The sequence below is a fragment of the Frankia torreyi genome, from assembly GCF_000948395.1.
GTDB lineage: Bacteria > Actinomycetota > Actinomycetes > Frankiales > Frankiaceae > Frankia > Frankia torreyi.
The window spans coordinates 91,179-112,728 of record NZ_JYFN01000018.1; the positions used below are offsets into that span (position 1 = coordinate 91,179).

The following is a 21,550-nucleotide window of genomic DNA, read 5'->3' on the forward strand; positions in this document are numbered from 1 at the left end:
GCTTCCCCCGGGTGCTGCGCGGCGACGACGGAGCCCGGGAGACCAACCACCTCGCCGGGCAGGTGAACCCCCTGGGCGGGCTGGTCACCGACCGCCACGACATCAACATCGAGGATCATCCGCCGTTGGCCCCGGCCGGGGATGCGGAGCCGTTGCCCTGGTCGGGGATGTCCGGGGCGGTGCTGTTCGCCTGCGCCGNCCCCNCCGGCCCCGGGCCGGTGTGGCTGGCCACCGCCGTGATCGTGGTCGACACCCCCGGGTTCGGGGAGGGCCGGCTGACCGCGGTGCCGGTGCGGCGGCTGTTGGACGATCCCACCTTCCGGAATCTGATCGCGGACGACGGCGGGCCGGTGGGCTGGGAGTCCGTCGAACTCGCCGGCCTCCTCACCCCACCCACGGTCACGGTGCCCCGCACGCCGGCGCAGTTGCTCCGCGCGGACGCGGAGATCGTCGACCTGCACGGCCGGGAATCCCTGCTCGCCGAGTTCACCGACTGGTGCGCGGGCGAGGCGGACAGCGCGGTGCGGCTCCTCGTCGGCCCGGGTGGGCAGGGCAAGACCCGTTTCGCCCGCGCCCTGACCGCCCGTCTGCGCGAGGCGGGCTGGCTCGCGGGTCTCGTCGACCCGGAGGGGGCACACCTTGCTGGACGGCTCGCCGGGTCAACACGGCCGGTGCTGCTGGTCGTGGACTACGCCGAAACCCACGCCAGCCTCACCAACACCCTCCTCAAGACCCTGGGTACCCGCACCAGCCGCACCCCGGTACGGCTGCTGCTGGTCGCCCGCGGCGGCGGGGACTGGTGGGACGACCTCACCCGCCAGCACGACCTCGCCGAGAACGGCCAGACCATCTCCCTGCCACCGGTGGAAGCCACCGGCGCCACCGGTGGAAGCCACCGGCCCCGACCGGACCACCCTGTTCACCGACGCGGCCGGGAGGTTCGCCCGCCGGCTCGGCGACCTCGATCCCGCAGTCGACTGGGCCGGCCGGGCACACCACGTCCAAGCAGGCAGACCGGACAGTTCTGGGCCGGGATCAGCCCGGACCGGCTCGCCGAACACTTCCTCGCCCGCCACCTCACCGGCCCCACCGGCAACCCCGACCTCGCCGAACAGGCCCTGACCGGCGCATCGGCAGGCCAGACCTACCAGGCGTTGACCGTGCTGAACCGGGCCGCACCCGCACACCCCGACCTCGATCCGCATGCCGAAGCACAGACCATCGAAAACGAACGAGCCGCCCTCTAACCCCAGGCGATAACCGAACAGACACCAGGTCCCCACACGCCACCAAGATCAACCCAGCCCAGATGGAACACCACGCAGATTGTCATGTGATGAGAGACACTCGACGGGCCTCACCGTCCCCGCCAATCACCGCGGACCCACCCGAAGTCGCCCGAAGGGCGACGAGCAAAAACGGCCGCATTGTGGGGGGGTTCGGGGGGGGGCTCGGCCCCCCGGCAAACATCACGGGCAAAGCCAAAGGCGCCCCAAGGGCGACAAGCATAGAAGGCCGCGCGTGCCCCCGGCAGGATTCGAACCTGCGCACCCGCCTCCGGAGGGCGGTGCTCTATCCCCTGAGCTACGGGGGCTCTGGGGCAACGCGGCATACGTTACCAGGCGGGAACACCGGATCGCGCACCCGGGTCGGCCGTAAGCTTCCGGTGTGTACCAAGCCGCCCCCCGGGTCCTCGTCGTCGACGACGACGCGGTGATCCGTCAGCTCGTGGTCGTCAACCTTGAGCTGGAAGGCTTCGAGGTCCATACCGCCGTCGACGGTGTCGACGCGCTGGAGATGGTGCGGGCCGTCGACCCGCAGGTGATCACGCTCGACATCATGATGCCGCGGATGAACGGCTGGGACGTGGCCGCTCACCTGCGGGAGGACCCGTCGACCGCCGACATCAAGCTGATCATGCTCNCCGCGCGGGCGCAGGAGGCCGACGTCAAGCGCGGGGCTCGCATCGGCGTCGACTACTACCTGACGAAGCCGTTCGACCCCGACGAGCTGATCACCGTCGTCCAGAAGCTCGCCGCCGGCCAGCCGGCCTAGCCAGGTCCAGCCGGCGGATCACCGGGTTCGCGCCGTTCGGCTCGCCGGTTCGCCGCGTGGCGGCCTGGACGGTCGGATCGGCGGGCGGACGTGGGATGGCGTCGCGCCGATAGCATCGCGACATGNCCCCCGCCGATCTCGCCGACGCCATCGTCGCGGCCATTGGTCGCGCGGTCGCCGACGGCGACCTGGACGTGACTGTGCCGACCACCGTCACGGTGGAGCGACCGAAGACCGCCGGGCACGGCGACTACGCCTCCCCGGTGGCGCTGCAGCTCGCGAAGGCGGCCCGGCGCAAGCCGCGCGAGGTCGCCGAGGTGCTGGCCGGTCGGCTGGTCACGCAGCGCGGGATTGCGAGCGTCGACATCGCCGGGCCGGGATTCCTGAACTTCACCCTGGCCGGGGACGCTCTCGGCGAGATCGCCCGCACGGTGGTGCGGGCCGGTGAGAGCTACGGCCAGGCGGCGAAGCCGCGCGACGTGCGGGTCAACCTGGAGTTCGTCAGCGCCAATCCGACCGGGCCGGTGACGCTCGCCTCGGCCCGGTGGGCTGCCGTCGGCGACGCGCTGGGCCGCATCCTGACCGCGGCCGGGTACTCGGTGGGCACCGAGTACTACGTCAACGACGCCGGCGTGCAGATCGAGCGGTTCGGCGCGTCGGTGCTGGCCGCGGCCGCCGGCCGGGAGATCCCGGCGGAGGGCTACCACGGGGCGTACGTCGCGGAGATCGCCGCGGCGGTGCTGGCGGCCCGGCCGGAGCTGCTCGACCTGCCCGACGACGAGGCGCTCGCGGTGACCACCGAAGAGGGCCTGGCCCTGATGCTCACCGAGATCCGCTCGACGCTGGAGGGCTTCGGCGTCCACTTCGACCGGTGGGCCTCCGAGCGGGCGCTGCACACCGCCGGCGCGCTGACGAAGGCGATCGACGACCTGCGCGCGCAGGGCCACGTCTACGACGCCGACGGCGCGGTGTGGCTGCGCACCACCGACTTCGGTGACGACAAGGACCGCCCGCTGGTCAAGAGCGACGGCCAGCCGACGTACTTCTGCGCCGACGCCGCCTACTACCGCGACAAGCGGGGCCGCGGCTTCGACCAGCTCATCTACCTGCTCGGGGCGGACCACCACGGTTACGTCGCCCGGCTGAAGGCGATCTCCGCCTGCTTCGGCGACGACCCGGCGACCAACCTGGACGTCATCATCGGGCAGTTGGTGACGCTGTCGCGCGGCGGTGCCCCGGTGAAGATGTCGAAGCGGGCCGGGACCTTCCTGACCCTGCACGACCTCGTCGACGCCGTCGGGGTCGACGCGGCCCGCTACTCGCTGGTCCGGTCCTCGCTCGACTCGTCCCTCGACCTCGACCTCGACCTGGTGACCCGCCAGACCAGCGACAATCCGGTGTTCTACGTCCAGTACGCGCATGCCCGGATCAGTTCGCTGCTGCGCAACGCCGAGGCGCTGGGCCTGCCGACCGCGCCCGAGACGGCGGACGTCGCGCTGCTGACCCATCCGCGCGAGGTCGACCTGCTGCGGGGGCTCGGCGAGTTCCCGCGGGTGATCGAGGCGGCGGCCAGCCTGCGTGGCCCCCATCGGGTCGCCCGCTACCTGGAGGAACTCGCTGGGGTCTACCACCGGTTCTACGACGCCTGCCGGGTACTCCCGCAGGGGGATGAGGAGGCGGGTCCGCTCACCGGGGCCCGGCTGCTGCTGGTCGCCGCGACCCGGGTGGTGCTCGCGAACGGCCTTGGCCTGCTCGGCGTCAGCGCACCCGAGCGGATGTGACCGGATGGCGGACAGTGGCCGCGACGTTGGGGCAGGCCGCGGCGTTGAGACAGGCCGCGGCGTTGGGACAGTCCGCAGCATGGAGACAGGCAGAGGCGACATGAGCGAGACCGACAACCCGGCGGCGGCGGCCCCGGAGGTGGGAGCCGCGGCGGTGGCGGCCCCGGTGGTGGCACTGGAGGAGAACCTCTGGCCGGCGACGGCCCGGCTCGACCCCGACGGCGTGCTGCGGATCGGCGGCGTCCGGGTGGACGAGCTGGCCGCCGAGTTCGGTACCCCGGCGTTCGTCCTGGACGAGGCCGACTTCCGGGCCCGGTGCGCCGCCTGGCGGCGCGCGTTCTCCGACTGCGACGTCTACTACGCCGGTAAGGCGTTCCTGTGCCGCGCGGTCGCCCGTTGGGTGGCCGAAGAGGGGCTGAACCTCGACGTCTGCACCGGCGGCGAGCTCGCCGTGGCCCGCTCGGTCGGCTTCCCGGCGGCGCGGCTGCTGTTCCACGGCAACAACAAGTCGGTCGCCGAGCTGCGCGCGGCGGTGGCCTACGGCGTCGGGCGGATCGTCGTCGACTCCTTCGCCGAGATCGACCGCCTGGCCGCCGTCGCCGCCGAGGCCGGGGTGCGCCAGCGGGTCCTCGTGCGGGTCACGCCGGGGGTGGAGGCGCACACCCATCACTACGTCTCCACCGGCCAGGAGGACCAGAAGTTCGGCTTCTCGCTGGCCGACGGTGCGGCGGCCGAGGCGGTGGAGCGGGTGCTCGCCGCCGGCTCGCTGCACCTCGTCGGCCTGCACGCGCACATCGGCTCGCAGATCTTCGACACGGCCGGGTTCGGCCTGGCAGCGCATCGCATGGTCGGCCTGCTGGCGCGCATCCGCGACACCCACGACCTCGAACTGCCCGAGCTCGACCTCGGCGGCGGGCTCGGCATCGCCTACACCAGCGAGGACGCCCCGCTGGAGGTGGCCGACGTCGCCGAGCGGCTGACCGCCGTCGTGGGCAAGGAGTGCGCGGCCGCGGGGCTCGCCGTCCCGCGCCTCGGCGTCGAGCCGGGCCGGGCCGTCGTCGGCCCGACGACGGTGACCCTCTACGAGGTCGGCACGGTCAAGGAACTGCCCGGGCTGCGCACCTTCGTCAGCGTCGACGGCGGGATGAGCGACAACATCCGCACGGCGCTCTACGACGCCCGGTACACCGCCCGGCTGGTCTCCCGGGCGGGCTCGGCCGCGGCCCACGTGGTCACGCTGGTCGGCCGGCACTGCGAGTCCGGCGACGTCGTCGCCCACGACGTGCCGCTGCCCGACGACGTGCGCCCCGGCGACCTCGTCGCGGTGCCGGCCAGCGGGGCTTACCACCGGTCCATGGCCAGCAACTACAACCATGTCACCCGCCCGCCGGTCGTCGCGGTGCGCGACGGCGTCGCCCGGCTGATCGTCCGGCGGGAGACCGAGGAGGACCTGCTGCGCCTCGACATCGACCCGGCGGACCAGGCGGGCCCGGCGGGGCAGGCAGGCCAGGCAGGCCCGGCGGGGCAGGCGGGGCAGACCGCCGCGGCGGTGACACCGTGAGGATCGCGCTGCTCGGCTGCGGCGTCGTCGGCAGCGAGATCGTCCGGCTGCTGCGGGCCAACGCCGACGACCTCGCCGCCCGGGTCGGCGAGCCGCTCGACCTCGTCGGGATCGGGGTGCGCCGCCCGGAGCGGGTCCGTGACCTCGACATCGACGCGAACCTGTTCACCGCGGACGCCGCCGGACTCGTCGCCCGCGACGATGTCGATCTCGTCATCGAGGTCGTCGGGGGGATCGAGCCGGCCCGAGACTGGCTGCTGGCCGCCCTGCGGGCCGGCAAACCGGTGGTCACCGCGAACAAGGCGCTCCTGGCCTCCGAGGGCGCCGCGCTGCACGACGCGGCGGCCGCCGCCGGCACCGACCTGTACTACGAGGCCGCGGTCGGCGGGGCGATCCCGCTGATCCGCCCGCTGCGCGAAAGCCTGGCCGGCGACCGTGTCCGGCGGGTGCTCGGCATCGTCAACGGCACGACGAACTTCGTGCTGACCCGGATGGACGAGACCGGCGCGTCCTTCGCCGAGGCGCTGGCCGAGGCCGGCGCGCTCGGCTATGCCGAGGCCGACCCGTCCGCCGACATCGACGGCTACGACGCCGCCGCGAAGGCGGCGATCATGGCCCAGCTCGCCTTCCACTCGCCGGTCACCATCGACGACGTCTACCGGGTCGGCATCGGCGACGTCACCGCCGCCGACATCGCGAGCGCGCGGGAGATGGGCTGCACCGTCAAGGCCCTGGCGGTCGCCGAACGCTCCGTCGAGACCGACGGGATCAGCGTCCGGGTCCATCCCGCGATGATCCCGCGCAGCCACCCGCTGGCCGGGGTGCGGGAGGCGTTCAACGCCGTGTTCGTCGAGGCGGAGGCCGCCGGGCAGTTGATGTTCTACGGCCAGGGGGCGGGCGGGGCGCCGACCGCGTCGGCGGTGCTCGGCGATGTGGTCGCTGTGGCGCGCAACCGCATCGCGGGCCGGCGCGGACCCGGCGAGTCGTCCTACGCGGCGCTACCCGTCCTGCCGATGGGCCGTACCGTGACGAGGTATCACGTGAATCTCGATGTCACCGACAAGACCGGCGTGCTCGCGACGGTCGCCGGTGCCTTCGCGCGTCACGATGTGTCCATCAGGAGCGTCCGCCAGGACGGCCGCGGCGACGACGCGAGCCTCGTTCTCGTGACGCATGCCGCGCCCGACGCGGCGCTGTCGGCCACCGTCGAGGAGCTACGCGGCCTCGCCGGGGTGCGGGCGGTGTCCGGCGTGATGCGGGTCGAGGGAGGTGAGCCGTGACCACGACGTCCACAGCTCGTGCGGAGTCCAGCGCTGCCGAGTCCAGCGCTCGTGCGCAGTCCGCGTCGTTCCCGGGCGGGCCGGCGCAGCCGGCGGCGTCCACCCAGCCCGACCGGTCGCACCGGCCGTGGCGGGGGATCATCGAGGAGTACCGCGACCGGCTGCCGGTCGACGACGACACGCCGGTGATCACCCTGCGGGAAGGCGCCACGCCGCTGCTGTACGCGGAGCACCTGTCCGAGCTCACCGGGTGTGAGGTTCATCTCAAGGTCGAGGGTGCGAACCCGACGGGTTCGTTCAAGGACCGCGGGATGACGATGGCCATCAGCCGGGCCGTCGGCGCGGGTTCCCAGGCGGTCATCTGCGCCTCGACGGGCAACACCTCGGCCTCGGCGGCCGCCTATGCCGCCCGCGCCGGCATCACCTGCGCGGTCCTCGTCCCCAGCGGGAAGATCGCGCTGGGCAAGCTCGCCCAGGCGCTCGTGCACGGCGCCCGGCTGCTTCAGCTCGACGGCTCCTTCGACGACTGCCTGCGGGTCGCCCGCGAACTCGCCGACACCTCACCGGTCACCCTGGTCAACTCGGTGAACCCGTACCGCCTGGAAGGCCAGAAGACGGCGTCGTTCGAGATCGTCGAGGCGCTCGGGCGGGCCCCTGACGTGCACTGCCTGCCGGTCGGCAACGCCGGCAACATCACCGCCTACTGGCGGGGGTACCTGGAGGAGGACGCCCGCTTCGGCGCCGGCCGGCCGCGGATGTGCGGTTTCCAGGCGGCGGGCGCGGCCCCGATCGTGCGCGGCGAGATCGTCACCTCCCCGCAGACGATCGCCACCGCGATCCGCATCGGCAACCCGGCCTCCTGGCACTTCGCCGTCGACGCGCGGGACTCCTCCGGCGGCCTCATCGACGCCGTCAACGACCGGCAGATCCTCGCCGCCTACCGGCTGCTCGCCCGCCGGGAGGGCGTCTTCGTCGAGCCGTCCAGCGCGGCGAGTGTCGCCGGGCTGCTGATGGCCCGCGAGGACGGCCGCATCGAGGCGGGCCAGCGCGTCGTGTGCACCGTGACCGGCAACGGCCTGAAGGACCCCGACTGGGCGATCAGCGGGGCGGCCCGACCGGAGACGATCCGGCCGACCGTCGCGGGCGCCGCCGAGGCGCTCGGGCTGCAGACTTCGTGACCGCCCTGTCCGGCGCGGTCCCGGGGGCCGAAGCGGTCCCCGGCCAGGCTGTCCGCGACATCTTCAGCGCGGGTGACCGCCGCGATGGCGCCGGCGAGGCTGTCCGCGATGGCGCCGGCGCGGGTGACCGTGACGCGCGGGGAGAGTACGGGAGCTCGCCGGCGGTCGGCGCCGGTGGGACGGCCGCCGCCGGCGCCGCCCGACGGGTCCGGGTGCGGGTTCCCGCCACGAGCGCGAACCTCGGCCCGGGTTTCGACGCCTTCGGACTCGCCCTCGGGCTGTACGACGAGGTCGACGTGGAGGTGACCGCGTCCGGCCTGACGGTCGACGTGGTCGGCCCGGACGAGGTCGCCCAGGACGAGACGCACCTGGTGGTCAGGGCGATCCGGGCGACGTTCGACCTGCTCGGCCGGCCGCAGCCGGGGCTCGCTCTGCGCTGCGTGAACCGGATCCCGCACGGCCGCGGGCTCGGCTCGTCCGCGGCCGCGATCGTGGCGGGGATCGTGGCGGCGGCGGCGCTCACCCGGGCCGATCTCGGTCCGGAGTTCGAGGCCGGCGCCGCGGCGAACCAGGGCGCCCCCGGCGTAGCCCGTCCCGGCGTCCCTTCCGACGTGACCGCGGCCGCGATCGCGGCTGGTCCCGGGTCCTCGGCGCCGGCCGAAGCCGCGTGGATGCTGCGCCTCGCGCATGACATCGAGGGCCATCCGGACAATGTGGCCGCCGCGCTGTCGGGTGGTTTCACCGTCGCCTGGCAGGACGTCGAGGGGGCCCGCTGCCTGCGCGTCGACCCCTTCGCCGAGCTGCGGCCGGTGGTCTTCGTGCCGACGGTGCGCCAGTCCACCGAGGCGTCGCGGGGCGCGCTGCCGGCGCTCGTCGGGCTGCCCGACGCCGCCCGGACCCTCGGCCGGGCCGCGTTGCTGGCGCTGACGATGTCCGCCGCCGAGCCCGCCGGAGCGGCGCAGCGCGCCCGCACCCTGTTCAGCGCGACCGAGGACCTGCTCCACCAGCCCTACCGGCTGCCCGCCGCGCCGGCCACCGGCGAGCTGGTCGCCCGGCTGCGCGCCCTGGGGGTGCCGGCGACCCTGTCCGGTTCCGGACCGTCCGTACTCGCCCTCGCGGTCGGCGGGGAACAGGCCGCGGCGGCGGTGGGCGCGGCGAGCTCCGAGTTCTCGGTCGCGCCGCTGAGTGTTGACCGCCTCGGGGCGCAGGTCACCCGCCTCGACCCCGAAAGGTAGTCGAACGGATTTATAACGTAATATTGTCGGGCTGGGGTGGGGCGGTCGGGCCGCGGCTCGCGGTCGTGGGTCACATCGGGAAGTCCTGACGTCTCAAGGTTGTTGCCGAGGTGTCTGCCGCTGGATAGTCTGGTGACTGCACCCGCTGCCACCGCGGCGCGTGCTCGCTCCCGCAGTGCCGCTCTGGCAGTGCCAGATGGGCCGTGGTTCGGGACTCCGGTGTTTCGGCCTCGTCGTCGTTGCCTCGGCTCCACACCGGCACACCTGGGCGGGATCGGCGAGTTCGCTCGCGGCAGTCGGCCGCTGGCGCCGTAGACGGGCGCGACGTCGCCCATCCGGTGCTGTACATCCCCTTCACCCGGCATCTGTGCAGGCGAAGAAGGTTCACAAGCTACGCCCGGCTCATCAGGAGCCAGTTCCTTCAGGGAAGGAAAACCTTGAGCGACACCACCAACGTGCTGCCAGTGAGCGCACGTGAGTCTGCGGCGCCTGCGACGCCTGCATCGCCGCCCCACGAGAGCGGGCCGGCGGCCGGCACCTCGTCCGCAGACGCCGTCACCACCGCGCCCGCCGCCGACAACGGCAGCGCGCGCGCCAGCCGCGGCTCCCGGGCCGCCGTCGCGACCGCGGCCCCGACCGCCGAGGGCGCCACCGCGACCCGGCGGCGCCGGCAGGGCACCGGGCTGTCCGCGATGCTGCTCCCCGAGCTGCAGTCCATGGCCTCGTCCATGGGTATCCAGGGGGTGGGCCGGCTGCGCAAGGGCCAGCTCATCGCCGCGATCCAGAACCTGCAGAACGGCGAGGCCGCGGGCGGCTCCGCCGCCGCCTCCGTCATCGACCAGGCGCCGGTGGCGCCCATCCCGGCGCCGAGTGAGGCGCCCGCCGCGGCGCCCCTGGCGACCCGTCAGCCCGCCGGCGACGGCGGCGGCTCCAGCACCACCACCCGCACCCGTTCCCGCCGCGGCGCGTCGCGCGGCGTGGCCAGCCCCGCCCTCGAGCAGCCGACCCTGCCGGACTCGGCCGGCGACACCGTCGTCGAGACCCGTCCAGCCCCCGTCGTGGCGGCCCCGGCGCAGCCCGCGGCCATCTCCGCGCCGCCGGCCGCCGCTGCCGCCTCCGCCCAGTCCGCCCCGACCCAGCCGGCGACCAGCCCCGGCCGACAGGGCGAAGGCGCTGTCCGCAGCCGTGAGGACCGCCGCGACCGCTCTGGCGACAACGGCCGCTCTGGCGACAACGGCCGCTCTGGTGACAGCGGCCGCTCTGGTGACAGCGGCCGCTTCGGTGACAGCGGCCGTTCCGGCGACAGCGGGCGGGCCGGCGACAACGGCCGTTCCGGCGGCGGCGACGGCGAGCGGCCCACGAACGACCGTCAGGGCACGGATCGTCGGTCCGGCGGGGATCGTCAGGACCGGCAGTCCGGTGACCGTTCATCGGGTCGCGCCGACCGGACCCAGGGTGACCGTTCCGGCAATGACCGCTCGGGCGGTGACCGTTCCGGCGGCGACCGCTCGGGTAGTGACCGTGCCGGTAGTGACCGTGCCGGTAGTGACCGTGCGGGTAGTGACCGTTCCGGCGGTGACCGTTCCGGTAGTGACCGTCCGGGTAGTGACCGTTCCGGCCAGAACGGTCAGGGCGACGACGACTTCGCCGGCCGCAGCCGGCGGGGCCGCTTCCGTGAGCGTGGCCGCAACCGCGGTCGCGGCGGGCCGGCCGGCCCGGCCGAGAACGAGCCGGTGCTGCGCGAGGACGACGTCCTCGTGCCCGTCGCCGGCATCCTCGACGTTCTGGACAACTACGCCTTCGTCCGGACCAGCGGCTACCTGACCGGCCCGACCGACGTCTACGTCAGCTTGGCCCAGGTGCGTCGCAACGGGCTGCGCCGCGGCGACGCCATCACCGGCGTCGTGCGCGCCCCGCAGGAGGGCGAGCAGCGTCGGGACAAGTACAACGCGCTGGTCCGGCTGGACACGATCAACGGGATGGAACCCGACGAGGCGCGCGGGCGGCCCGAGTTCACCAAGCTCACGCCGCTGTACCCGCAGGAGCGTCTGCGCCTGGAGACCGAGCCCCACCTGCTCACGACGCGGGTCATCGACCTCGTCATGCCGATCGGCAAGGGGCAGCGCGCCCTCATCGTCAGCCCGCCCAAGGCCGGCAAGACGATGGTGCTGCAGTCCATCGCCAACGCGATCACCACGAACAACCCGGAAGTCCACCTCATGGTCGTCCTCGTCGACGAGCGGCCGGAGGAGGTGACCGACATGCAGCGTTCGGTCAAGGGTGAGGTCATCGCCTCCACCTTCGACCGGCCGCCGGCCGACCACACCAACGTCGCCGAGCTGTCCATCGAGCGGGCCAAGCGCCTGGTCGAACTCGGCCACGACGTCGTCGTCCTGCTCGACTCGATCACTCGGCTGGGCCGCGCCTACAACCTGGCCGCCCCCGCCTCGGGCCGGATCCTGTCCGGTGGTGTCGACTCGACGGCGCTCTACCCGCCGAAGCGCTTCCTCGGCGCGGCGCGCAACATCGAGAACGGTGGGTCGCTGACGATCATCGCCACGGCGCTGGTCGAGACGGGCTCGACGATGGACACCGTGATCTTCGAGGAGTTCAAGGGGACGGGCAACGCCGAGCTCAAGCTCGACCGCAAGATCGCCGACAAGCGGATCTTCCCGGCGGTCGACGTCGACGCCTCCGGTACCCGCAAGGAAGAGATCCTCCTTGCCCCCGAAGAGCTCTCGATCATGCACAAGCTGCGCCGAGTGCTCCACACCCGGGAGAACCAGCAGGCGTTGGAGCTCCTGCTCGACCGGCTCAAGCAGTCCCGGACGAACTACGAGTTCCTCATGCAGATCGCCAAGACGGCGCCGCCGCAGGATTAGTCCTACGGCGACGTTCGGGGTGACGTCGGATCGCCTTCGGCGGTCCGACCGGGGGAGCCGCGGGGCGGCGACGTTCGGAGACCTCGGTCTCATGGTGCGGCCGCTCGTCAGGCCTCTGGAGTAGGCGGTAGGCGGTGCGACGGCAGACGGCGCCCCGCCCAGCCTCTCGCCTCCCGGCTGGCCCACCGGCGCTGTCCCGCAAGCGGTTGTGCAGGGGAGCGGTGCCACCTGTCTCTTACGTAGGGACAAATTGGACGCCGAACCCTACAGAAGAACCATGGAGGCGCTCTCCCGCGCCTCCGGCGCCGACGCGGGAGTCTTCGCCCGGTTCGCGCCCCGCCTCGGTCGCGCCACCTCGTGTCACGGAACGTGACGGCTGGGCGGGGGGCTGAGCGAGGGCGGGGGACTGGCGGGGGACGGAACCGGGGCGGAACAGGCTGGCTCGTGGGGACGTTGAGCGAGCTGGGAAAGTCACCGGCGGACGTGGCGTCCGCCTCTGGCAGACTGGTGGCAGAACGGCTCCGGTTCACGCCCTCCATCCGGACGGCGACCCGGCGGCCACATCGAAAGAGGGACCATGAAGGCTGATATCCACCCGACCTACCACGAGACGACCGTGAACTGTACCTGCGGGAGCACCTTCACCACCCGCAGCACCAAGGAGAACGGCGTCGTCAACGCCGAGGTCTGCTCGCAGTGCCACCCGTTCTACACGGGCAAGCAGAAGATCCTCGACGTCGGCGGGCGGGTCGAGAAGTTCGAGCGCCGGTTCGGCCGGCGGCGCCCCGGCGAGAAGGTCGGCGGCGCGAAGTAGTGCGGCCACGGCGCCCGTCCGGATCCCCGGGCGGGCGCCGTTTGCGTCCGGGGCGCCGCAGGCAGCGCCGCCCCGCCGACCCTGGCTCCGGAGCCGTGCGGCGTCCGGGACCATGATGTGCGAAGAGGAAACACCATGACGTCCCCGCTCGACGGCCTCGTCGCGGAGCACGCCGAGATCGAGGGGCAGCTCGCCGATCCGGCGGTGCACAACGACCCCGCGAAGGCCCGTGCCCTGAGCCGCCGCTACGCGCAGCTCGCCCCGGTCGTCGATCTGGCCCGGGAGCTCGAGCGGGTGGAGGGCGACCTCGCCGCCGCCCGCGAGCTCGCCGCGGAGGACACGTCGTTCCGCGGGGAGGTCAACGATCTCGACGCCGAACTGGCCGGGCTCAACGAGCGGCTGCGCGCCTACCTGGTCCCGGTCGATCCCGACGACGCCCGGGACGCCATCCTGGAGGTCAAGGCCGGCGCGGGCGGCGAGGAGTCGGCCCTGTTCGCCGGCGACCTGCTGCGGATGTACCTGCGCTACGCGGAACGCCGCGGCTGGAAGACCGAGATCCTCGACGCCAACCCGTCCGATCTCGGCGGCTACCGCGACGTCAGCGTGGCGGTGAAGGCCCGTGGCTCGGCGCCCGGCGACGGCGTGTACGGCCGCCTGCGGTTCGAGGGCGGGGTGCACCGCGTCCAGCGGGTGCCGGTGACGGAGTCCGCCGGGCGCATCCACACCTCCGCAGCCGGGGTGCTGGTGCTTCCCGAGGCGGAGGAGGTCGACGTCGAGATCGACCCGAACGACCTGCGCATCGACGTGTTCCGCTCGTCCGGACCCGGTGGGCAGAGCGTGAACACCACCGACTCGGCGGTCCGGATCACGCACGTCCCGACCGGTCTGGTGGTGTCCTGCCAGAACGAGAAGAGCCAGCTGCAGAACAAGGAGTCCGCGCTGCGGATCCTGCGCGCCCGGCTGCTCGGCGTCGCCCGGGAGAAGGCCGAGTCGGAGGCGTCGATGGCGCGCGCCAGCCAGGTTCGCACCGTGGACCGCTCGGAGCGGGTGCGTACCTACAACTTCGCCGAGAACCGGATCAGCGATCACCGGGTCGGATACAAGGCGCACAACCTCGACCAGGTGCTCGACGGCGAGCTCGACGAGGTGCTGGACGCGCTCGCCGCCGCCGATCTGGAGGCCCGGTTGGCCGCCCAGGCGTCATGACCGGCCTGTCGGTGACCCGCGGGCCCGCCGTGACGCTCGCGGCCTGGCTCGCGCGGGCCACCGAACGGCTGCGGTCGGCCGGGGTCGCCAGCCCCCGCGCCGACGCCGAGCAGTTGGCCGCGCACGCCCTGGGGATCTCCCGGGCCCGGCTGGCACTCGTCGACGAGCTGCCCCCGCCGGCCGTCGAGCGCCTCGACGAGCTCGTGGGCCGGCGTGCCCGGCGTGAGCCGCTGCAGCACCTGACCGGCCTCGCCGGGTTCCGCTATCTCGACCTCGCCGTCGGCCCCGGGGTGTTCGTCCCCCGGCCGGAGACGGAGTCGGTCGTCGGATGGGCCCTCGCCGCGCTGCCCTCGGCGCCCGCGGTGACCTCGGCGCCCGCGGTGACCTCGGCGTCCGTGGTGACCTCGGTGTCCGCAGCGTCAGCGTCTGCGGCGCCGGACGGCCCGGTGTGTGTGGACCTGTGCGCGGGGTCCGGGGCGATCGCGCTGTCCCTGGCCGCGGAGGTGCCCGGCGCCCGGGTGCACGCCGTGGAGGTGGACCCCGCGGCGCTGGGCTGGCTGCGGCGTAACGTTGCGGCGAGCGGACTTCCGGTCACGGTGCACGAGGCCGACATCACCGCCGCGCCCACCGCGTCGCTTGCCCGGCTCGCCGGGTCGGTCGACCTGGTCGTCAGCAATCCGCCGTATCTTCCGGATGCCGACCGCGACGAGGTGGAGCCCGAGGTGGGCGAGCATGATCCGCCCCGGGCGCTGTGGGGCGGTGCGGACGGCCTCGACGTGGTGCGCGCCGTCGTCGCGTTGGCGGCCCGGCTGCTGCGCCCCGGGGGCCTGCTCGTCGTCGAACACGCCGATGGTCACGGTGTCGCCGCACCGGGTCTGCTGCGGGCCGACGGGCGGTGGGCGGAGGTGGCCGACCATCCCGACCTGGCCGGGCGGGACCGGTTCGTCAGCGGCCGGCGCCGGGCCGGCGCCGGGGAGCGAGCGACAGGGGAGGAGGGGTGATGCAGCGCTTCGACTGTTCCGACGAGGCCGAGCGGGCCCGTGGGCTGGATGCGGCGGTCGCCGCCGTGGGTCGCGGCGGGCTGGTGGTGCTGCCCACCGACACGCTGTACGGCCTGGGGGCCGACGCGTTCGACCGGGACGCGGTGGCCGCGTTGCTGGCCGCCAAGGGGCGCGGGCGCAACATGCCCGTCCCGGTCCTGGTCGGCTCCTGGCGGACCCTGGATGGGCTCATCGACCGCAAGACCCCGCAGGTGAAGGATCTGATCTCGGCGTTCTGGCCGGGCGGGCTGACGCTCGTGGTCCGGCACGCGGCGTCGCTGCGCTGGGATCTCGGCGAGGGCCGGGGCACCGTGGCGGTGCGCATGCCGCTGCACCCGGTGGCGATCGAGCTGCTGGGCCGCACGGGTCCGATGGCCGTCTCCAGTGCGAACATCAGCGGCCAGCCGCCGGCGACCACGGTGGACGAGGCGGTCGACCAGCTCGGCGGTGCCGCCGAGGTGTATCTCGACGGCGGCCCGTGCCCGGCGGCCGTGCCCTCGACCATCGTCGACTGCACCGGCGATGTGCCGGTCGTCGTTCGCAGCGGCGCCGTCGGCCTCGACGCGTTGCGCGAGGTCCTGCCCCTCGTGCGGGAACCCGCCGGCCGTTGAGTCGGTCCTGACCCGGTCCTGGCCCGGCCCGAGTGGAGGGCCGTGCCGGCGCGGAGGACCATTGGTCCCGATCGGGCGGCACGAGCGCAGAAGGTAGGTACGCCATGAGCACCCCGTTCTGGGGCCCGGACTTCGACCAGCTCGCCGACACGGACCCGGACATCGCCGGGGTGGTGCTCGACGAGCTGGCTCGGCTGCGCGGGGGCCTGCAGCTCATCGCGAGCGAGAACCTCACCTCGCCCGCGGTGCTCGCGGCGTTGGGCTCGACGCTGTCGAACAAGTACGCCGAGGGCTATCCCGGCCGGCGTTACTACGGCGGCTGCCAGGTGGTCGACCGGGCCGAGGAGATCGGCATCGCCAGGGCGAAGGAGCTCTTCGGTGCCGAGCACGCCAACCTGCAGCCCCATTCGGGCGCGTCGGCGAACTTCGCCGTGTACGCGGCGCTGCTGACCCCGGGTGACACGGTGCTGGCGATGTCGCTGCCGCACGGCGGTCACCTCACCCACGGCAGCAAGGTGAACTTCTCCGGGAAGTGGTTCGACGTCGTCGCCTACGGCGTGCGCGAGGATACCGAGCTCATCGACTACGACCAGGTACGCGACCTCGCCCGCCAGCACCGCCCCAAGATGATCATCTGTGGGGCGACGGCCTACCCGCGCCTGATCGACTTCGCCGCCTTCCGATCCATCGCCGACGAGGTCGGCTCGTGGCTGATGGTGGACGCGGCCCACTTCATCGGGCTGGTCGCGGGCGGCGCGATCCCCAGCCCGGTGCCGTACGCCGACGTCGTCAGCTTCACCACGCACAAGGTTCTGCGCGGCCCCCGCGGCGGCATGATCCTCGCCCGCGAGGAGCTGGCCGGGCGCATCGACAAGGCGGTGTTCCCGTTCAGCCAGGGTGGACCGCTGATGCACGCGGTGGCGGCGAAGGCCGTCGCGCTACGGGAGGCGGCCACCCCCGCCTACGCCCAGTACGCTCGCCAGGTGGTGGCCAACGCGCAGGTGCTGGCCGAGGGCCTCGCCGCCGAGGGCATCCGGCCGGTCGCCGGGGGCACCGACACCCACCTCGCGCTGCTCGACCTGCGCGAGCTCGGGGTCAGCGGCCGCGACGCCGAGGCCCGCTGCGACGCCGCCGGCATCACCCTGAACAAGAACGCGATCCCCTACGACCCGCAGCCGCCCGCGATCTCCTCCGGGATCCGGGTCGGCACGCCGGCGGTCACCACCCAGGGAATGGGGGAGGGCGAGATGAAGGAGATCGCCGCCCTGATCGCCCGGGCGGTGCGTGATCCCGCCGCCGCCGCGGACATCGCCGCGGGCGTCGCCACGCTCGTCGAACGGTACCCCGCGTACCCGCGGTAGCCGCCGCGGGCCGTTCCGAGTTCCACCTCAGCGTTCCACCTCAGCGTTCCACGACAGCGTTTCATCACAGCGTTTCATCACAGCGTTTCCATGACAGCTTCTCCATCACAGCGTTCCACCACATCCGGGTCGGCAGTGGGAGATACCCGACGGTGCGCGAGTACCTGCTCGTCTTCGTGGTCTCGGCGGCGGTGACATTCCTCGCCACGCCGCTGGCCCGGACCTTCGCCATGCGCATCGGCGCCGTCGCCGGGGTGCGCGACCGCGACGTCCACGCGATCCCGACGCCCCGACTCGGCGGCCTGGCGATGCTCGCCGGTCTCTATGCCGGCCTGGAGGTGGCCGACCGGCTGCCGTTCCTGTCGGTGGTGTCCCAGGACTGGTCGGAGACGCGGGCGGTGCTCATCGCCGGCACGCTGATCTGCCTGCTCGGGGTCGCCGACGACCGGTGGGAGCTGGACTCCCTGACCAAGCTCGCCGGCCAGGTCGCCGCCGCCGGCATCATGGTGCTGCTCGGCGTCCAGTGGTCGTTCGCCATCGACCGCAACAGCGAGACCACGCTGAGCCTCGGGCCGGAGACCGCCGTCCCGCTGTCGATCCTCGCCACCGTCCTGCTGATCAACGCGATGAACTTCATCGACGGGCTCGACGGGCTCGCCGCCGGGGTCGCGGCGATCGCGTCGCTGGCGACCTTCTACTTCGCCTACGAGATCGCGGTGATCGACGGCTTCTACCGGGCATCGCCCGCGGCCCTGCTCGCCGCGGTCACCGCCGGGGTGTGCGTCGGGTTCCTGCCGCACAACTTCAATCCGGCCCGGCTGTTCATGGGCGACTCCGGCTCCATGCTGATCGGCCTGCTGTCCGCCGCCTCGATGATCTCCGTTACCGGGCAGGTCGCCTACGGGGGTTACGCTGGACCCTCGCGGTCGTATCCGTCGCTGATCCCGCTGGCGATTCCCGTGGCCGTCCTCGCTGTTCCCTTCCTCGACCTCGGGCTGGCGGTCATCCGGCGGACGCGGGCGGGACGGTCGCCGTTCGCGGCCGACAAGATGCATCTCCACCACCGGATGCTGGAGATCGGCAATTCGCACGTGAGGGCGGTTCTGTTCATGTATTTCTGGGCGGCTCTGGTCGGGTTCGGCGGTGTCGCCGCGTCGTTCTCCGCCTCCCCCCTGCCGATTCTCGTCGCCACCGTCGGGGTCGGGCTCGCGGCGCTGCTCGCGCTGCTGGTCCGCACGCAGAAGTCGGCACGCGCGTGATCGTGCCGGCGGCCCGGGTGATCCGACTCGGCCTGCTGCTCACTCTCGCGCTCGCAGTGCCCGCCGTGGCGATCTCCGCGGGGCTGCGCGGGGGGACCGGCGCGCTGAGCGTGGTGCTGGGGCTCGTGATCGTCGTCGCGTTCTTCACCATCAGCAAGCTGGCGGTGGGCGCGGTCGCGCGCCGGGCGCCGCACCTGCTGCTGCCGGCGGCCCTCGGCACCTACGCGCTGAAGATCGCGGTGCTCGGGGTGGTGCTGCTGGGGCTCCAGGACAGCTCGGCGCTCGACCTGCCGTCCTTCGCCTGGTCGATCTTCGGCGGCGTCTTCGCCTGGATGGGCGCCGAACTCTGGGTCGCGACCCACACCCGGGTGCCCTTTTTCGACCCGGATCGCCCCGGCGCCTGGGACGCCGCGCGGCGGCCGCCGACGCGATGAGCGACCGGAGCGACCGGAGCGACCGGAACCCCGGAAGCGACCGGAACCCCGGGGCCGCCAGCGGCGGCGCACGGCGGGGCGGGCCCGAGGGTGGGCCACCCGAAAGTGCCGGTGCCCCGCGCGCGTCCGGTCGTCCGCCCCGGCAGCGCGCCCGGGGCGGGCAGCATCCCGGCGAGGCGTGGAACGTCTTCGGAACTCTGATCGCCGGGATGGCGTTCTGGGGACTGGTGGGCTTTGGTGCCGACCGGCTGTTCGGCTTTCGGGCGCTGTTCCTGCCCATCGGCCTCGCGGTCGGCATGGGGGCCGCCATGTACCTGGTCATCTACCGGCTGACTCAGCGCTAGCCGGTTGGTCGGGGGCCGTTCGCCCCTTTTTGCTGGAGTTGGTGGGGACGTTCCGGTCGTCCCGTTCGTTGCATCCCGATGGTCCCGGCCGTCCCGTTCCGAATGGACCGGGGCGTTCGCGCCCGTGGACCTGTCTATCCGACCATTCCCGGCTGTTCCATGGGTGCGGCCGGTCCGATTCGCCGCGATCTCACCGGTCATCGGGAAAACTCGCGGCGACCGCGCACCGGTCCCACCGGCGCAACCATGACCTGCCAGGTCATCGACGTCGCGGGCGAAATAGGCAAGAGTGGGCGCAAGCGGCGGACCGCCGGGAGGGAGTGGCGAGATGACCGCAACCCGTGCACGTCCCGGCACCATGCCGAGCGACGGCCCGCGGGCGGGCGTCAGCGCGAACTGGACGTCATGAGGTGGTCACGCAATGTGGAATCGTCATCAACGGAGCGAAACCTCCGGACAACGCGCACATGAGCCAGGGTGAACCTCGAAGCGAGTTGGTGCCTGTGGCGCGCCGGTGTGGATAGTATCGCGGGCAACAGGACGTCGGCCTGCCGACACCCACCAGGGCCTGGGCTTGTCGAGGTGTCCCTCGAAGCGCTGCCGCCGGTTGGCTGCGGGTCGTTCTTCGGTGTGAGCGTGTCGTGCGAACCCGGTAGGGTGGGGGCAATCTGCCGCCGGCACGGCAACCTCGCTGAGCCGTGGACGCGTTACTTAATCGATCATGGAGGTGTTTGTCGTGCCGGTCCTCGCTGATGAGGGCTTCGAAGGCCCCACGAAGGAGGTCTTCCAGACTCCGCACTGGTTCGATGTCGGGATCGGCTCGGTCAATCTCTACCTCAACAAGGCCACCGCGCTCACGATCTTCGCCGCGCTGTTCGTCGGCGTGATCTTCTGGCTGGGTTTCCGTCGAGCTAAAATCATACCTCGCGGGATCCAGAACCTGTGCGAGTCCGCATACGACTTCGTCGATCTGCAGATCGCTCGCGGGGTCATCGGGGAGAAGGGCGCGCGCTACACGCCCTACCTGCTGGTCCTGTTCAGCTTCGTGCTGGTCAGCAACGTCCTCGCGATCATCCCGGCGGCCCAGTTCCCGGCGACCTCGCGCATCGCGGTCCCGATGGTCCTCGCCGTCGTCACCTGGGTGATGTTCATCTACGCGGGCATCAAGTCCAACGGCGCCGGCGCGTACTTCAAAGAGATGATCGACCCGGCGCCCACCGCGCCGCTGGCGATCCGCCTGCTGCTGGGCCCGATCGAGATCCTGTCGACACTGATCGTCCGGCCGTTCACGCTGGCCATCCGACTGTTCGCGAACATGTTCGCCGGTCACCTCCTGCTGCTGGTCTTCTCGCTGGGCGCGGACTACCTGCTGCCCAAGCCGCCCTTCGTATTCGGCGTCGCGTCCCTGCTCGTGGCGATCGTCCTCACGGCGTTCGAGCTCGTCATCGATGCCCTCCAGGCGTACATCATCACCATCCTCACCGCCGCCTACATCGGCGGAGCGATGGCGCACGGAGAGCACGAGGTTGCTCCGTCCGAGGAACTCGCCGAGCACGCCCCGGTGGGCGTGCCGGCAGCGGCGCACGCCTAGTTCTGAACAACTCCCCCCAGCACCGGCCGAGTCCCGGTGCCCGACTGAATAGGAAAAGCACCGTAATGGACCCCTCGATCGTTCTCGCCTCCAAGGACGCCGTGACCGGGAGCCTCGGCGCCGTGGCCTACGGTCTGGCCGCCATCGGCCCGGGTATCGGTATCGGTCTCATCTTCGGTCTCGGCGTCCAGGCGATCGCCCGGCAGCCCGAGGCGGAGCAGGTCGCCTTCCGGTACATGCTGATCGGCTTCGCCCTCGCCGAGGCGCTCGCGCTTATCGGCTTCGTCGTTCCCTTCGTCTTCCCGTAAACCGGCGACGCGACCATGAGCGCATCAGCCGCCATCCTTCTCGCCGCGAGCGAGAGCGGGCACTCCGACGAGAACGTTCTCATCCCGCCGCTGAGCGAACTGCTCATCGGCACCCTGGCCTTCGGGCTGCTGGTGGCCTTCTTCTTCTGGAAGATCCGCCCGCAGATCGCGAAGACCTACGCGCTGCGCACCGAGCGCATCGAGGGCGGGATCGCCCGCGCCGAGTCCGCGCAGCGCGAGGCGCAGGCGTTGCTGGAGCAGTACCGGGCGCAGCTCACCGAGGCCCGGGCCGAGGCCGCGCGCATCCGGGACGATGCGCACACCGAGGGCCGGCAGATCGTCGAGGAGCTCCGCGCGTCCGCGCAGCGGGAGATCGCCGACATCAAGGAGCGCGCCGACGCTCAGCTCGCGGCCGACCGGGCGCAGATCGTGGCCCAGGTCCGTCGGGAGGTCGGCGTGATCGCGATCGATCTCGCGTCGAAGATCGTCGGCTACCAGGTGGAGAGCACCGCCACCCAGGCCCGGCTCGTCGACGACTTCATCGCCGCCCTGGACAACTCGGCCGAGGGTGCGGGCAGCACTCCCGCGCCGGTGGGGTCGGGAGGCTGAC

18 protein-coding genes, 1 tRNA gene and 1 pseudogene are annotated in these 21,550 nt (G+C 72.5%); 19 read left to right on the forward strand and 1 reads right to left on the reverse strand.

Features of this window, described 5'->3' with window-relative positions; all coding sequences use genetic code 11:
* Positions 1-1,522 precede the first annotated feature (1,522 nt).
* Positions 1,523-1,594 (reverse strand) — tRNA-Arg (locus FF36_RS13365).
* Positions 1,595-1,668: 74 nt separating this feature from the next.
* Between FF36_RS13365 and FF36_RS13370 the strand changes: the two genes are divergently transcribed.
* From FF36_RS13370 to FF36_RS13455, 19 genes and pseudogenes are all read left to right on the forward strand, one after another.
* On the forward strand, positions 1,669-1,923 hold a 255-nt coding region (locus FF36_RS13370; protein WP_242422475.1), incomplete at its 3' end, for a response regulator.
* Position 1,924: 1 nt separating this feature from the next.
* A pseudogene (locus FF36_RS37860) lies at positions 1,925-2,055 on the forward strand (response regulator); the annotation flags it as partial.
* Positions 2,056-2,204: 149 nt separating this feature from the next.
* On the forward strand, positions 2,205-3,836 hold the full coding sequence (gene argS / locus FF36_RS13375; protein ID WP_277912931.1) for an arginine--tRNA ligase: 1,632 nt from the start codon (positions 2,205-2,207) through the stop codon (positions 3,834-3,836).
* Positions 3,837-3,936: 100 nt separating this feature from the next.
* The gene (gene lysA / locus FF36_RS13380; protein WP_044885376.1) at positions 3,937-5,397 is read left to right on the forward strand and encodes a diaminopimelate decarboxylase; all 1,461 of its coding nucleotides are present in this window, start codon (positions 3,937-3,939) and stop codon (positions 5,395-5,397) included.
* Positions 5,394-6,677 carry a homoserine dehydrogenase gene (locus FF36_RS13385; RefSeq protein WP_044885377.1) on the forward strand — a complete coding sequence of 428 codons (1,284 nt, stop codon included), beginning with the start codon at positions 5,394-5,396 and terminating at the stop codon, positions 6,675-6,677. The genes lysA and FF36_RS13385 overlap by 4 nt, the downstream gene beginning before the upstream one ends.
* On the forward strand, positions 6,674-7,855 hold the full coding sequence (thrC, locus tag FF36_RS13390; protein WP_044885378.1) for a threonine synthase: 1,182 nt from the start codon (positions 6,674-6,676) through the stop codon (positions 7,853-7,855). The genes FF36_RS13385 and thrC overlap by 4 nt, the downstream gene beginning before the upstream one ends.
* Positions 7,852-9,090 (forward strand): homoserine kinase, encoded by a 1,239-nt coding sequence (locus FF36_RS13395; RefSeq protein WP_052681096.1) that lies wholly within the window; start codon positions 7,852-7,854, stop codon positions 9,088-9,090. Before thrC ends, FF36_RS13395 begins: the two co-directional genes overlap by 4 nt.
* A 437-nt stretch (positions 9,091-9,527) precedes the next feature.
* Positions 9,528-11,972 (forward strand): transcription termination factor Rho, encoded by a 2,445-nt coding sequence (gene rho, locus FF36_RS13400; RefSeq protein ID WP_044885379.1) that lies wholly within the window; start codon positions 9,528-9,530, stop codon positions 11,970-11,972.
* 577 nt (positions 11,973-12,549) lie between these two features.
* The gene (rpmE, locus tag FF36_RS13405; RefSeq protein WP_011607005.1) at positions 12,550-12,786 is read left to right on the forward strand and encodes a 50S ribosomal protein L31; all 237 of its coding nucleotides are present in this window, start codon (positions 12,550-12,552) and stop codon (positions 12,784-12,786) included.
* A 135-nt stretch (positions 12,787-12,921) separates the two neighbouring features.
* Positions 12,922-13,992: a peptide chain release factor 1 gene (gene prfA / locus FF36_RS13410; protein ID WP_044885380.1), complete on the forward strand. Its 1,071-nt coding sequence runs from the start codon at positions 12,922-12,924 to the stop codon at positions 13,990-13,992.
* Positions 13,989-14,993, forward strand: a complete 1,005-nt coding sequence (gene prmC, locus FF36_RS13415) for a peptide chain release factor N(5)-glutamine methyltransferase (protein WP_044885381.1) — start codon at positions 13,989-13,991, stop codon at positions 14,991-14,993. The genes prfA and prmC overlap by 4 nt, the downstream gene beginning before the upstream one ends.
* Complete coding sequence (locus FF36_RS13420; protein WP_044885382.1) at positions 14,993-15,643, forward strand: L-threonylcarbamoyladenylate synthase; 651 nt, start codon at positions 14,993-14,995, stop codon at positions 15,641-15,643. Before prmC ends, FF36_RS13420 begins: the two co-directional genes overlap by 1 nt.
* 104 nt (positions 15,644-15,747) lie before the next feature.
* Positions 15,748-17,004, forward strand: coding sequence for a serine hydroxymethyltransferase (locus FF36_RS13425; RefSeq protein WP_044885383.1), 1,257 nt, complete (start codon positions 15,748-15,750; stop codon positions 17,002-17,004).
* 152 nt (positions 17,005-17,156) lie between these two features.
* On the forward strand, positions 17,157-18,263 hold the full coding sequence (locus FF36_RS13430) for an MraY family glycosyltransferase (protein ID WP_011607000.1): 1,107 nt from the start codon (positions 17,157-17,159) through the stop codon (positions 18,261-18,263).
* A complete protein-coding gene (locus tag FF36_RS13435) occupies positions 18,260-18,697 on the forward strand; it encodes a Cg1360 family ATP-synthase-associated protein (protein WP_044885384.1) in 438 nt (145 codons plus the stop codon). The genes FF36_RS13430 and FF36_RS13435 overlap by 4 nt, the downstream gene beginning before the upstream one ends.
* A 209-nt stretch (positions 18,698-18,906) precedes the next feature.
* Positions 18,907-19,041 (forward strand): hypothetical protein, encoded by a 135-nt coding sequence (locus tag FF36_RS35935; RefSeq protein WP_011606998.1) that lies wholly within the window; start codon positions 18,907-18,909, stop codon positions 19,039-19,041.
* 721 nt (positions 19,042-19,762) lie between these two features.
* On the forward strand, positions 19,763-20,632 hold the full coding sequence (gene atpB / locus FF36_RS13445) for a F0F1 ATP synthase subunit A (protein WP_011606996.1): 870 nt from the start codon (positions 19,763-19,765) through the stop codon (positions 20,630-20,632).
* Positions 20,633-20,697: 65 nt separating this feature from the next.
* Positions 20,698-20,940, forward strand: a complete 243-nt coding sequence (locus FF36_RS13450) for an ATP synthase subunit c family protein (protein WP_009742208.1) — start codon at positions 20,698-20,700, stop codon at positions 20,938-20,940.
* Between the two features lie 15 nt (positions 20,941-20,955).
* Positions 20,956-21,549 carry a F0F1 ATP synthase subunit B gene (locus FF36_RS13455; RefSeq protein WP_044885385.1) on the forward strand — a complete coding sequence of 198 codons (594 nt, stop codon included), beginning with the start codon at positions 20,956-20,958 and terminating at the stop codon, positions 21,547-21,549.
* Position 21,550 lies beyond the last annotated feature (1 nt).